Source organism: Acrocarpospora catenulata (assembly GCF_018476525.1).
GTDB lineage: Bacteria > Actinomycetota > Actinomycetes > Streptosporangiales > Streptosporangiaceae > Acrocarpospora > Acrocarpospora catenulata.
Window position 1 is genome coordinate 89,319 of the sequence record NZ_JAHCST010000005.1, and the last position, 12,922, is coordinate 102,240.

Here is a 12,922-nt window from a genome sequence, read left to right on the forward strand (position 1 = left end):
TGGGAGGAGAGCCATGCGCAGGACGCTGTCCTGGGTGCCGCGCCGCGAGTTCCTGCGGGTGCTGGCGGAGGTGCCGGACCCGGGCGACCGGGCCCGGGCGTTCGCCACGATGTCACGGATCAACACGCTGCACATGATCAGCCGGGCCGGGTCGGGTCACCTGGGCTCCAGCTTCAGCGCCGCCGACCTGGTCGCCTGGCTCCTGCTGGCGGAGCTGCGCGAGCCGTTCACCGCGGCGGGCGACGTCTACTTCTCCTCCAAGGGGCACGACGCCCCCGGACTGTACGCCTCGCTGATCGGCCTCGGCCTGCTCGGCGAGGACCTGCTGCACCGGCTCCGCCGCCTGGACGGGCTGCCCGGCCACCCCGACGTGAACACGCCCGGCATGCCGTTCAACACCGGCTCGCTGGGCATGGGCATCTCCAAGGCCAAGGGCCTGATCCTCGCCGACCGGCTCAGCGGCCGGCGGCGGCGGGTGTACGTGCTGACCGGCGACGGTGAGCTGCAGGAAGGCCAGAACTGGGAGGCCCTGGCCGGGGCGGCCCGGCAGGCCATGGGCGAGCTGACCGTCATCGTCGACCACAACAAGATCCAGTCGGACACCTGGGTGCGCGACGTCAGCGACCTCGGCGACCTGGCCGCCAAGTTCACCGCCGCGGGCTGGGCCGCGCTCCGCTGCGACGGCCACGACGTCGCCGCGATCGCCGCCACGCTGGCGGAACGCCGCACGGCCTTCGCCGGGCAGCCCGCCGTCATCGTGGCCGACACCGTCAAGGGTGGTGGTTGCGCCACGTTCGCCGCCACCTCGATGGCCCCCGGCGAGTGGCGGTATCGCCACCACAGCGGGGCTCCCACGCCGCAGGACCACGACCAGGCCCAGGGCGAGCTGCTGACCACGCTGGCCGCCGTGCTTGAGCCGTACGACCTGGAACCGGTGGCGCTGGAGAGCGCCACCGTGGACCTGCCCGCCAAACCGGGCGGTCCCCGGCTCCCGGAGATCTACGGACGGCTGCTGACCGAGCGGGCCGCCAACGACGAGCGGGTGGTCGCGCTCGACGCGGACCTGATCCTGGACACCGGCCTGATCCCGTTCCGCGACGCGCACCCCGGGCGGTTCGTGGAGTGCGGCATCGCCGAGCAGGACATGGTCTCGATGGCCGGCGGCCTGGCCGCGGGCGGGATGGTGCCGTTCGCGCACTCCTTCTCCTGCTTCCTGCACGCCCGCCCCAACGAGCAGATCTACAACAACGCCACCGAGGGCCGCCGGGTCGTCTACGTCGGCAGCCTCGCCGGCCTGCTCCCGGCCGCCCCCGGCCACTCCCACCAGGCCGTGCGCGACGTCGGCGCGCTGTCGGGCGTGCCCGGCCTGGTCATCCTCGAACCCGCGCACGCGGCCGAGCTGGCCGAGGCCGTGGACTACTGCCTGACCGCCCCCGACAGCGTCTACCTCCGGCTGGCCAGCGTGCCCGTGCCCGCCGAGGTGGCCGCGCTGCCGGCCGCGCCGCTGGTGACCGGGCGCGGGCAGGTCGTGCGCCCGGGCGACGGCAGCGTGGTGGCGCTCGGCGCGGGCCCGGTCGTGCTGGCTCACCTGCTGCGCGCCGCGGAACGGCTGGCCGGCGAGGGCGTCTCGGTGACCGTCGCCAACCTGCCCTGGCACAACCGGCTCGACTCCGCCTGGCTCGCCGAACTGGTCGCCGAGGCCGGCCACCTGTTCGTGGTCGAGCACCAGTACGCCCGGGGCGGCCAGGCCGACCTGATCGCCCGCACCCTGCTGGACCTGGACCCGTGGGCCCGCCCCACGCTGCGCGGCCTCGCGCTCACCGGCATACCGCGCTGCGGCGCGGACGACGAGGTGCTGACCGCGCACGGTCTGCACGCCGACAACCTGGCCGCGGCCATCGGCGCCGCGCTGCCCCCTCGATTGGAGACAGCCGATGGACACCGTCTATAACGAGCTGATCCGGCCCGCCGCGGAGCTGGTCGCCGGGTTCCGCGACGTGCTGGCCGAGTACAGCCCGAGCTGCCTGGTCACCGACGCCCAGCGGCGCAGGGGCGCGATCGGCGGCCTGCTGCCGGTCACGCCCAAGGACAGGGTGGCCGGTCCCGCGCTCACCGTCGAACTGGCCGTGGACGACCTGGTCGACTGCATGCCGGTGCTGGCCCGCGCCAAGCCTGGCGACGTCATCGTGCTGGCCTGCCACGGCGTGACCCGCACGGCCATGTGGGGCGGCCTGATGTCCACCCTGTCGCTGAAGGCCGGCGTCGCCGCCGGGATCGTCGACGGCGCCATCCGCGACGTGGACGAGATCCGCGACCTCGGCTTCCCCGTCTGGTACCGCTCGACCGTGCCGCGGCCCTCGCCGACCGCCGTGCACGACCGCACCGAGCCGGTCCGGGTCAACGTGCCGATCGTCGTCGACGGCCAGGTGATCAACCCCGGTGACCTCGTCGTCGCCGACGAGAACGGCATCGCCGTCGTCCCCGCGGACCAGGCGGAGGTCGTGCTGGCGCAGACCAAGGTGCAGATCGGCAAGGAGCGGGTGATCCGCGAGAAGATCGCGTCCGGCGCCACCGTGACCGAGCTGCTGGCCGAGTTCGGCCACCTGTGATGCGGATCTACCTGACCGGCGCGGACGGTCTGCTCGGCACCGCCGTGACCGCCGCCCTGGCCGCGGAACCCGAGACGGCGCACTGGCCCGTGCTCGGTGTGTCGGTGGGCGACTTCGACATCGCCGACGGCACGGCCGTGCGCCGCTCGATCGACGCGTTCGCGCCCGACGTCGTGCTGCACGCCGCCGGGCTCGCCGTCGTCGACGCCTGCGAGAGCGACCCGCGGCTGGCCATGCGGGTCAACGTCGAGGGCACCAGCCACGTCGCCGAGGCCTGCGCCCGCCTCGACGCGCGGCTGGTCTACATCTCCAGCGACTACGTCTTCGACGGGCGGCGCGGCGGCTACCGCGAGAGCGACGCGCCCAACCCGGTCAGCGTCTACGGCCTTACCAAACTCGCCGGGGAGCGCCTGGCCGCCCTCGTGCCCAGCCACCTCGTGGTGCGGACCTCCTGGTTGTACGGCGGTGCGTGCGACCAGGTCGCCGAGTTGACGGCCGCGCTGCGCGCGGGGGAGCGGCCGGCCCTGATCGACGACCAGTTCAGCGGCCCGACCCACGTCGACGAGCTGGCCCGCGCCCTGGTGTGGCTGCTGCGCCACCCGTACACCGGCACCATCCACGCGGCCAACGGCGGCCGCGCGTCCTGGTACGACGTCGGCCGCGAGGTCGCCCGCCACCTCGGCGGCGAGGTGACCCGGGCCGGTCTCGCGGACTTCGGCTTCGTCGGGGAACGGCCGCGCGACTCGCACCTGCGGATGGACCGCATCGCCTCGCTGGGCCACCCCATGGCGCACTGGACCGAGGCGCTGGCGCGGTTCTGCGCCCGGCTCCCGGCGCTGGGGGTGTGAGGTGGCCGTCCGCGCGCTCTTCCTCGACTTCGACGGGCTGATCTGCGACACCGAGCGGGCCGCGCTGCGCGCCTGGCAGGAGCTGTACGCCTCGTTCGACCTGGAGTACCCCGACGCGCTGTGGGTCCGCATGGCGGGCAACTCACGCGGTTCCGAGGTCGCGCTGGCCGACCTGCGCGTCAAGCTCGGCCGGACCATCGGGCCCGAGGTGCTCGCCTGGCAGCGCGGGCGCCGGGCTCAGCTGGCCGACCTGGAGCCGGCCCGGCCGGGCGTGCCCGAACTGCTGACCGCCGCCGCGGCCCGGGGCGTCCCGGTGTCGGTGGTGTCCAGCAGCCCCGCCCGCTGGGTGGGACACCACCTGACCCGGCTGCGCCTGGCCGGGTTCTCCTCGGTGGTCACCGGAGAGGACGCCGCCCTGCACAAGCCCTCCCCGGACCTTTACCGCGTCGCGTTGCGCCGGGCGGGTGTGCCCGCCGGGGAGGCGCTCGCCGTGGAGGACTCGGTCATCGGCGTGCGCGCCGCCAAGGCCGCCGGTCTCGCCTGCGTCGCGGTGCCGGGGCGGCCGGGTCCTGTCGCGGGGGCGGATGCCGTACTCGACCGTCTCGACCTGCTCGACCTGGGGGAGTGGACATGACCGTGCACCCGGCGGAGGTCCGGGCCAGCCTGGCCAGGCACGTGCAGGTGAGCACGCTCGACGTGGTGGTCGACCTGGCGCGCAGCCAGGGCTCCCAGCTGGTCGACGCGCGCACCGGCGAGGCGTACCTGGACCTGCTCTCCTTCTACGGCTCGTTGCCGCTCGGCCTGAACCATCCGGCGCTGGCCGAGCCGGAGTTCGTGGCGACCCTGGTTACGGCCGCCGCGCACAAGGTGACCAATCCGGACCTGCACACGGTCGAGTACGCCCGGTTCGTCGAGACCTTCGTCCGCGTGCTCGGCGATCCCGCGTTGCCGCACCTGTTCTTCATCGACGGCGGCGCGCTGGCGGTCGAGAACGCCCTGAAGATCGCCTTCGACTGGAAGTCGCGGCGCACGGGACAGCCGGCGCTTGAGGTCATGCACCTGCGCCACGCGTTCCACGGCCGCAGCGGCTACACGATGAGCCTGACCAACACCGATCCCGCCGTCACCGACCGCTACCCGGCCTGGCGGTGGCCGCGCCTGGACTTCCGCGACGGCCTCCGGCCCGCCGCCGACTACCTCGCCGCACACGCCGACCGGGTGGCCTGCTTCATCGCCGAGCCCATCCAGGGCGCGGGCGGCGACAACCACGTCGACCCCGCGTTCCTGCGCGGCATGCAGGAGTTGTGCCACCGCCACGACGTGCTGTTCGTGCTGGACGAGGTGCAGACGGGGTGCGGGGCGTCCGGCACGCGCTGGACCTATGAGCAGCTGGGACTGGCTCCGGACGTGGTCGCGTTCGGCAAGCGCACCCAGGTGTGCGGGGTGATGGCCGGCCGGCGGGTGGACGAGACCGGCAACGTTTTCACGGTGCCCTCCCGGCTGGGATCGACCTGGGGCGGGAACCTGGCGGACATGGTCCGGGCGACCCGGATCCTGGAGGTGGTCGAGCGCGACCGGCTCATCCCGCGAACCGCGGCGTTGGGGGGCTACCTGCTGGAGTTGGTCCAGCAGCTCGGCCTGGCTCACCCGGGGCTGGTCGCCAACCCGCGCGGGCGCGGGCTGATGGCCGCGTTCGACCTGCCCGACGCGGGCACCCGGGCCGAGTTCCTGCGGCGGATGCGCGTGCACGAACGGGTGTTGCTGCTGCCCGGCGGCGAGCGCGCGGTGCGGTTCCGCCCCGCGCTCACGATCTCCCGCGACGAGCTGGCCAAAGGGGCCGCGGCGGCGGACAGGGTGTTGTCCGGAATGGGGGCGTCATGACCCGGCTGGGGGACATCGCGTTCCTCAACTGCCATCCGATCCGGTGGGGGCTGGCGCGGCTCGGGGCTCGGTACCCGCTGCGGTCCGACACGCCGCCCCGGCTGGGGGAGGCGCTGCTCGGGCGGCGGCTCGACGTCAGCCCGGTGAGCCTGGTGCACGCGCTGCGCCATCGGGATCGGCTGGTGGTGCTGCCGGGCCTGGCGATCGGCAGCGACGGGCCGGTGCGGTCGTGTGTGCTGGCCGGCCGGGTCCCGCCGTACGAGCTGGACGGGCGGCCGGTGGCGCTGACCAGGGTGAGCAGGACCAGCGTGCTGCTGGCGCGGATGTTCCTGGAGGACGTGGCCGGGGTCCGCCCGGTGTACGTGCCGCCGGACGCGGACGCCGACGCGCGGGTGCTGATCGGCGACGAGGCGCTGAGGTGCACGCTCCGCACGCCGCCCGGCTGGGCCGTGCACGACCTCGGCCAGGTCTGGCACGAGTGGACCGGGCTGCCGATGGTCTTCGCGGTCTGGGCCGCGCGGCGCGAGTTCGCCGCCGCCAACCCCGCCGCGGTCGCCGACGTGCGCCGCACCCTGACCGCCGCGATCACGCTGGCCCGCGCGCACCCCCGCGAGGTCGCCGCGTCGGCCGCGCCCGGCTCGGGCCTGCGGCCGGACGAACTGGCCGCGTACTTCGGCGGGCTGGACTTCTCGCTCGGCGAGCGGCAGACGGCCGCGATCCGCGTGTTCTCCCGGCTCGCCGGGGCCAGGACCGCGCGGGCGGAACGGTTCGCCGAGCTCACCATCGACGCCCGCGGGCTGGAGGAAGGTCTCCTTAAATGATCAAGCATGTGGTGCTCTTCAAGCTGAAACCAGGCGTCTCCTGGGAGGATCCGATCGCGCAGCGCGCGGAGCGGATGGCCGCGCGGGTCGGCGAGGAGGTCGGCGACCTGCTGACCTGGCAGGCCGCGCGGAACATCTCGCCGCGTGCCATCGCCTACGACTTCCTCGTCGTCGGCACGGTGGCCGACGAGGACGCCCTCGACCGCTACCTGGTCCACCCGTTCCACCAGCAGTCCGTGCGGCTCTGGCGGGAGATCAGCGACTGGGTGATGGTCGACGTCGTCGAGAGTGACGTGAACGGAGGCATCCGTGTTCACGCTGTTTGACGAGCGGATGGCCAGGTTCGGGCGGGAGTTGCGCGACGACTACGCCGCCTTCGTCGCCGGGCGCTGGTCGGCGGTGGACCTCGCCGCGCACCAGCTCGACCGGCTGCGCGCGACCGTCGCGTACGCGCAGGTCAACTCGCCCTTCTACCGCGACCACCTGGCCGGCATCGACCCGGCCACGCTGACCGGCCCCGAAAGCCTGCCGTTCACCACCAAGGACGACCTGCGCCGCGCGCGGGCCCGCATCCTGTCCCGCCCGCTGCCCCGAGCCTGGATCTACTACGAGACCACCGGCACCACCGGCGCCAGCACGCCCTGCCCGCGCGACAACGTGGACTCCCTCAGCAACAACATGGCGCTGACCTTCTACTACGGCACGATCTTCCGGCAGTACGGGGACGGCCAGGTGATCGGTGTGTCCGGGCCGACCGAGATGCACGCGTTCGGCGACACCTTCGGAGACGTCTGCCGCAACCTGGACCTGGCGGTGGCGAAGATGTGGCCGCACTCGCCCATGGTCGGCTACGGCCGGGCCCTGGAGGTGCTCCGCGACCTCCCGCTGACCGGTCTGTTCAGCACCCCTGGCATGGCGCTCGCGCTGGCCAAGCGGGCGCATGCGGCCGGTCTCGACCCGCGCCGCGACTTCCGGCTCGACGTGATCATGTGCACCGGGGAGCCGGCCTCGCCGAGCCTGCTGGAGAACGTCGGCGCCGTCTGGGGCGCCACGGCGTACAACGCGCTCTACGCCTCCCAGGAGGCCTCCGTGCTCGGCGCCGCCGCGGCCGACGGCCTCCTCTACACGGTGCCGCTGCTCAACTACTACGAGGTCGTCGACCCGGCCACCGGCGCGGCCGCGGCGGCGGGCGAGCTGGTCGTCACCTCGCTCTACCAGGGCAGCAAGCCGCTGGTCCGCTACCGCACCGGCGACCTGGTGCGGCTGACCCCGCCACGGCCCGGCGCCCCGATCCCCGCGCCCACCCTCGAAGTCCTCGGGCGCACCCGCGACGAACTGACCGTCGGCGGCCGCAGGATCAGCGGGCTGGACCTGGAGGACCTGCTGCTCCGCCGCCCGCGCGGCTACCTCGACTACCAGATCGTGATCGACGCCGACGGGCTCACGCTGCGACTCGAACCGCCGCCCGGCGGCCTGCGGGTGGACGAGGCCGCCATGGCCCGCGACTGCCACGACGCGCTCGGCGTGCCGCTCCGGGTGGAGTACGGCCCGGTGGGCGCGGTCAGCACGACCGGCGCGATGGTCAGCTGGAAGGCCGCCAGGGTCGAGGACCGGCGCCAGGCCGACGACGCCGAGCGCGCCGTGGCCCTGGCCATCGCCGCCGGGAGGTCGTGATGACGACTCCGCGGGTCATCCCGTGGGCGTACCACGAAGGAAGGTTCGTGCCCCTCGCCGACGCGCGGGTGCCGGTCACCACGCAGGCGTTGCAGTACGGCACGGGCGTCTTCGAAGGCATCCGCGCCTACCGGCAGCCGGACGGCGGTCTCGCCCTGTTCCGCGCCGACGACCACTACCGGCGGCTGCTGGACAGTTGCGCCATGTTGCGCATCGAGGTGGGGCTGACGGTCGAGGAGTTGTGCGCGATCACCGCCGAACTGCTCGGCCGCGCCGGGCCTGATGGCGGTGACGTCTACGTGCGGCCCCTGGCGTACAAACTCCGGCTGCTGCCCGGCACACCCCCCGGGGTCCAGCTGCGCGGCGTCTCCGACGCGTTCTCCATCAACGCCTTCGAGATGGGGTCCTACACCGACAAGCAGGGCATCCGCTGCGCGCTCAGCGCGTGGCGGCGCCCGCCGGAGGACGTGCTCCCCGTCCGGGCCAAGATCACCGGTGGGTACGTCAACAACGCCCTCGCCCTCGACGACGCCCGCGCGTCCGGGTACGCCGACGCCATCCTGCTCAACACCCGCGGCCAGGTCGCCGAGGCCACGACCGCCAACGTCCTGGCCGTACGGCAGGGCACGCTGGTCACCCCGCCCGCCTCGGCCGGGATCCTGGCGGGCATCACCCGCGACACCGTTCTCACGCTGGCGTCCGACCTCGGTGTGCCGGCGGAGGTGCGCGAGCTGACCCGCGACGACCTGTTCACCGCCGAAGAGGTCTTCCTTGCCGGCACCGGAGCCGAGATCGTCCCCGTGATCGAACTGGCCGGCCGCGCCATCGGCTCAGGCCGGCCGGGACCGGTCACGACGTCCCTCGCCGCTGCCTACACGGACGTGGTGCGCGGCCGGAACCCCCGTCACGCGGCATGGCTCCGGCCCGTCGCCGAACTGGTGGCACGCTGAAAGCTCCCCGCCTCGTCCGGCGGGGAGCTTCTTCAAACGTGCAGCTGACCTGACCAGACGCTGACCGCCTGCCCGGCCAGCTCGACGCGGTCGCCACGCAGTGTGGTCACCACCGTTCCGCCACGCGCCGACAACTGGGCACCGGTGAGCCGGTCCCGCCCCAGCCGCTCCGACCAGTACGGGGACAGCACACAGTGCGCCGACCCGGTGACGGGGTCCTCCGGCACTCCGTAGCGGGGGGCGAAGAAGCGCGACACGAAGTCCGCGCCCTGGCCGATCGCCGCCGCCGTGAGGATCACGCCCCGCGTGTCGATCTCGGCCAGCCGGTCGAAGTCGGGTGCCGCGGCGCGCACCTCGTCCTCCGTACCGACCTCGACCAGCAGGTCGAACCGGCTGCGGCCCACCCACCCGGGTTTGACGCCGAGCGCCTCGGCCAGCCCGGCGGGCGCGGCGGCCTCGGCCGCCGCGATCGCGGGAAAGTCCATCGTGATCAGCCCACCGGGGGCCTGGTCCGTGGTCAGCACCCCGCTCAGCGTGTCGAACGCCACCCGCCCGGACGCCCGGCCCGTGCTGTAGAGCACGTGCGCGGTCGCCAGCGTCGCGTGGCCGCAGAGCGCGACCTCCGCCGCCGGGGTGAACCAGCGCAGTGACCGGCCCAGCAGGAACGCGGTCTCCGAATGGCGCATCTCGGCGGCCACGGCCCGCATCCAGTCGTCGGAGACCGGCCCGTCCAGCAGGCAGACGGCCGCGGGATTGCCACGGAAAGGCGTGTCGGTGAAAGAGTCCACCGTGCAGACCAGCATGTCAGTGACCATCCAGGGAGAACTCCAGCCCCCGGCCTGCGGCCTTGGCTGCCGCCGCGATCGCGAAGCCGGACATGATGTCCTGCACGCCGAGGCCCAGCGACTTGTAGAGGGTGATCTCGTCGTCCCTCGTCCGGCCGGGGTGGGCGCCGAGCAGCACCTCGCCGATCTCGGCCAGGATGTGGCCGTGGTCCACCAGTTCGGCCTCCACTGCGCCGCGCAGGTCGCCGGACTCGCGGGTGGCCGACTCGCGGCTGTCCACGAAGAGCGAGGCCGCCGCCACGGCGTCCGGGAACAGCTCCCGGTGGTCGATGAACGACGAGCCGACCGCGTTCACGTGCGCGCCGGGCGCCAGATCGGCGGCCCGCACGATCGGGTCCCGGGTGGAGGTGGTCGTGCAGACGAGGTCGGCGCCGGCGAGCGCGGCGGCCGGGCCGTCGGTGGCCTCGACCGTGACGCCCAGCTCCTCGTACGCCCACTCCACGTACGCCTTGACGTGGTCGGGGTTGGGGCTCCACACGCGGACCCGGCGCAGCGGCCGTACCAGCCGGATGGACTCCAGGTGGCTGCGCGCCTGCACGCCCGAGCCCAGGATGGCCAGGTCACCGGCGTCGGGCCGGGCCAGCGCGCCGGTGGCGACCGCGGTCACGGCGGCCGTGCGCACGGCGGTCACGGCGGAGGCGTCCATCATCGCCAGCGGCCGCGCCGTCTCCCGGTCGAAGACGATCACGACGCCGATGTGCAGGTCGAGCCCGCGCGCGGGGTTCTCCGGCTTGAGCATCATCGCCTTCAGCCCGAAGCCCGCCCAATCGTCGCCGCTGTCGTCGCCGCTGACGTAGCCGGGCATCGTGCCCATCAGCCCGGTCTCCCCTTCGGGGCGCAGGATCGTCCGCAGCGGCAGCGTGACCTTACCCCCGCTGTAACGCCGCATCGCCTCGGCCATCACCTCGACGGCGGTGGACATCGGGTAGAGCTCACGGACCGCGGGTCCATCGATCACGAGCATGGGTCCTCACTTCGGGAGTGCAGGGTGAAGGCCGACCACAACATGCGGATGGGCCGGGTGCGTGAGATGAACTCCAGCTCGTGCACGAGCGCCGCCGGCTGCGTGGTCAGCGCCAGGTCGGTCTCCGCGCGCCGCGCCGTGGCCGCCGCCACGCTGGTGGAGTCGGTGTAGAGGATCGTGGTCACCGCGTGCCGCGCCGGGAGCAGCTCGCCCACCAGGGGGGCCGCCGCCGGGTGCGTGGCGATGCTGACCGCGTGCGGTACGCTCCCCGGGCATGGCGTGGCCAGCCCGTACGGGGGAGTGTCGTACACGAAGGCGAGCGCGAGGGAGAACTCGCGGTCCATGTAGAACGTGTTGATGCCGCTGTAGGCGTTGGCGACCAGCAGGTGACTGACCCGCCCCGCCTTGAGCTCCGCCGCGGCCTCCTCGTACGTGTCGAGCAGCCGGACCCGCGACGGGCCACCCCGGCCGCGCGCCGCCCACAGGTGGACCGCGGCACTTTCACTGCTGGTTCCCTCGGGCCCGAGCGTCGCGATGGACTCCAGGGGGACCGCAGCGGAAGGGTCAGCGACAAGCCATTGCTGAAACACCAGTGTCACCCCTGAATATCGTTTTCCGGCGGGGCGCGTGGAGCGCTTTCCTAAGCTTTTCCTAGAGTTTTCTCGGCGGCCTGCGGCCGGGTCAATGAATGGCCCGGGAATTAGGGGGCGAAAATTAGGGGGTTGCCCCGCGTCCCGGCCACGGTTTACTCATTAATGCCGACGGCGGAACGGCGACGTGGAAGGTCAGATGCGCGTTACCTTGGCTGCGTCCGGGATCGGACTGGGCTGTATGTCCATTTCTGGAGCGTACGGACATGTGAGTAGTGCGTCCGGGACGGCCCTGATCCGCCGTGCCCTGGATTCCGGGGTCACCCTGATCGACGCGTACGATCCGGGCGGGCAGGCCGAGTCGCTGGTCGGCCGCGCGCTCGCCGGCCGCGACGGGGTCATGATCTCGACGGGCACCGGCTCGTGGCGGGTGGCCGGCGACTGCGAGGCCTCCCTGCGCCGCCTGCGGATGGACCGCATCGACCTCTACTCGGTCAGCCCAGCCGTGCCAGGACGCTCGATCGAGGCGACCATGGAGAGGGCCGCCCGGCTGCTGGAATCCGGCAAGGTCGCCGCAATCGCCGTGCGCGGCGTCACCGCCGGCGAACTGCGCCGCGCGCACGCCGTCTGCCCGGTCACGGCGCTCGTCGCCGAATACTCGTTGTGGCACCGCACCCCAGAGGACGGCGAGATCGCCGCCGCCCGGGAACTCGGCCTGGACGTCATCGCCTGCCGCCCGCTCGGCCGGGGGTTCCTCGGCGGGCGCATCACCTCACCCGGCCAGCTCCGGACGGGGGACCGCCGCCGCGCCGACCGCCGGTTCACCTCGGCCCGGCTGGCCGCCGCGCTCCCCCGGCTGCGCGCCGCGCAACGGGTCGCCGCCGACCTGGACATCGGGATCAGCCGGCTCGCCCTGGCCTGGCTGCGGGCCCAGGGCGAGCACATCGTGCCCGTGCCCAGTACCAGGGACCCGATCCACCTGGAGATGAACCTCAGCGCCGCGAAGGTCCGGCTCACCCCCGGCCACCTGCGCCGCCTGGACGAGGCCTTCCCTCCGGGAAACCCCTCGGGGGAGCGGGCCGGCGCCCCGCCATCAGGTCGCGGTGCGGGGTGATGAGCGAGGCCGCCATCGCCTTGTTCACCGCGTCGATCCGGGACACCGCGCCGAGCTTGGCGAACACGTTCCGCAGGTGACGCTTGATGGTCGCCTCGGTCAGCGTCAGCCGGGTGGCGATCTGGTGGTTGCTGAGCGCGTCGGCGGCCAGCTCCAGGATCTCCCGCTCCCGGTCGGTCAGGGTCGCGGCGGTCGGCGACTGCTCCAGCTTGGCCAGCGACTCGCGGGACACCGACAACACCACCCGGTCGGTCTCGTTGTGCACGCTGCGCACCGCCGCGACCAGCTCCTGCCAGTGCACGCTCTTCAGCAGGTAACCCCTGATCCCCTTGGCCAGCAGTTGGCGCAACAGCTGCGGGCCGTCGTACATGCTGAGGATGAGGATCTGACTGCGCGGTGAGGCCGAGCGCATCCGGGTCACCGTGTCGGTGACCTCCTCCCCGGGCATCTCCACGTCCAGCAGGACGATGTCGGGGCGCTCCCGCGCGACCACCGCCACGGCGGCGTAGGAGTCACCCGCCTCCCCGACGACATGCAGGTCCTCCTGCGATTCCAGGATCTCGCGCAGCCCTTCGCGGAAGAGCGCGTGATCGTCAACGATCACGATGTTGATTTCACCCATGTCC

The 12,922-nt window shown here is 73.1% G+C and carries 14 protein-coding genes; 10 read left to right on the plus strand and 4 right to left on the minus strand.

Translation table 11 applies throughout. The features are described 5' to 3' along the window. Positions 1 to 13 precede the first annotated feature (13 nt). The 9 genes from KIP79_RS06945 to KIP79_RS06985 are packed head-to-tail and all read left to right on the plus strand — an operon-like array spanning position 14 to position 8,783. Entirely contained in the window at positions 14 to 1,951 is a 1,938-nt protein-coding gene (locus tag KIP79_RS06945) for a thiamine pyrophosphate-binding protein (protein ID WP_214103843.1), read from the plus strand. After that, entirely contained in the window at positions 1,935 to 2,609 is a 675-nt protein-coding gene (locus KIP79_RS06950; RefSeq protein ID WP_214103844.1) for an RraA family protein, read from the plus strand. Before KIP79_RS06945 ends, KIP79_RS06950 begins: the two co-directional genes overlap by 17 nt. Then, positions 2,609 to 3,457, plus strand: coding sequence for an SDR family oxidoreductase (locus KIP79_RS06955; protein ID WP_214103845.1), 849 nt, complete (start codon positions 2,609 to 2,611; stop codon positions 3,455 to 3,457). Before KIP79_RS06950 ends, KIP79_RS06955 begins: the two co-directional genes overlap by 1 nt. A 1-nt stretch (position 3,458) precedes the next feature. Beyond that, the gene (locus KIP79_RS06960) at positions 3,459 to 4,091 is read left to right on the plus strand and encodes an HAD family hydrolase (RefSeq protein WP_214103846.1); all 633 of its coding nucleotides are present in this window, start codon (positions 3,459 to 3,461) and stop codon (positions 4,089 to 4,091) included. After that, positions 4,088 to 5,338 carry an aminotransferase class III-fold pyridoxal phosphate-dependent enzyme gene (locus KIP79_RS06965; RefSeq protein ID WP_250212807.1) on the plus strand — a complete coding sequence of 417 codons (1,251 nt, stop codon included), beginning with the start codon at positions 4,088 to 4,090 and terminating at the stop codon, positions 5,336 to 5,338. The genes KIP79_RS06960 and KIP79_RS06965 overlap by 4 nt, the downstream gene beginning before the upstream one ends. After that, positions 5,335 to 6,159 carry a menaquinone biosynthetic enzyme MqnA/MqnD family protein gene (locus KIP79_RS06970; protein WP_214103847.1) on the plus strand — a complete coding sequence of 275 codons (825 nt, stop codon included), beginning with the start codon at positions 5,335 to 5,337 and terminating at the stop codon, positions 6,157 to 6,159. The genes KIP79_RS06965 and KIP79_RS06970 overlap by 4 nt, the downstream gene beginning before the upstream one ends. After that, positions 6,156 to 6,485 carry a Dabb family protein gene (locus tag KIP79_RS06975; RefSeq protein WP_214103848.1) on the plus strand — a complete coding sequence of 110 codons (330 nt, stop codon included), beginning with the start codon at positions 6,156 to 6,158 and terminating at the stop codon, positions 6,483 to 6,485. The genes KIP79_RS06970 and KIP79_RS06975 overlap by 4 nt, the downstream gene beginning before the upstream one ends. After that, on the plus strand, positions 6,469 to 7,833 hold the full coding sequence (locus tag KIP79_RS06980; RefSeq protein ID WP_214103849.1) for a phenylacetate--CoA ligase family protein: 1,365 nt from the start codon (positions 6,469 to 6,471) through the stop codon (positions 7,831 to 7,833). Before KIP79_RS06975 ends, KIP79_RS06980 begins: the two co-directional genes overlap by 17 nt. Beyond that, positions 7,833 to 8,783 carry a branched-chain amino acid transaminase gene (locus KIP79_RS06985; protein ID WP_214103850.1) on the plus strand — a complete coding sequence of 317 codons (951 nt, stop codon included), beginning with the start codon at positions 7,833 to 7,835 and terminating at the stop codon, positions 8,781 to 8,783. Before KIP79_RS06980 ends, KIP79_RS06985 begins: the two co-directional genes overlap by 1 nt. A 32-nt stretch (positions 8,784 to 8,815) precedes the next feature. Here the strand turns inward: KIP79_RS06985 and KIP79_RS06990 are convergent, their stop codons facing one another. Genes KIP79_RS06990 through KIP79_RS07000 form a run of 3 tightly spaced genes read right to left on the minus strand, consistent with a single transcriptional unit; the run spans position 8,816 to position 11,191 of the window. Further along, positions 8,816 to 9,598 (minus strand): PhzF family phenazine biosynthesis protein, encoded by a 783-nt coding sequence (locus KIP79_RS06990; protein ID WP_250212808.1) that lies wholly within the window; start codon positions 9,596 to 9,598, stop codon positions 8,816 to 8,818. Further along, positions 9,588 to 10,592, minus strand: coding sequence for an ornithine cyclodeaminase family protein (locus KIP79_RS06995; RefSeq protein ID WP_214103851.1), 1,005 nt, complete (start codon positions 10,590 to 10,592; stop codon positions 9,588 to 9,590). Before KIP79_RS06995 ends, KIP79_RS06990 begins: the two co-directional genes overlap by 11 nt. Then, positions 10,583 to 11,191, minus strand: coding sequence for a hypothetical protein (locus KIP79_RS07000; protein WP_214103852.1), 609 nt, complete (start codon positions 11,189 to 11,191; stop codon positions 10,583 to 10,585). Before KIP79_RS07000 ends, KIP79_RS06995 begins: the two co-directional genes overlap by 10 nt. Before the next feature lie 259 nt (positions 11,192 to 11,450). Between KIP79_RS07000 and KIP79_RS07005 the strand changes: the two genes are divergently transcribed. Further along, a complete protein-coding gene (locus KIP79_RS07005; RefSeq protein ID WP_308169606.1) occupies positions 11,451 to 12,296 on the plus strand; it encodes an aldo/keto reductase in 846 nt (281 codons plus the stop codon). Here KIP79_RS07005 and KIP79_RS07010 read toward each other — a convergent pair. Continuing rightward, positions 12,196 to 12,918, minus strand: a complete 723-nt coding sequence (locus KIP79_RS07010; protein WP_214103854.1) for a response regulator — start codon at positions 12,916 to 12,918, stop codon at positions 12,196 to 12,198. The two genes, KIP79_RS07005 and KIP79_RS07010, sit on opposite strands and share 101 nt — an antisense overlap. Between the last annotated feature and the right edge of the window lie 4 nt (positions 12,919 to 12,922).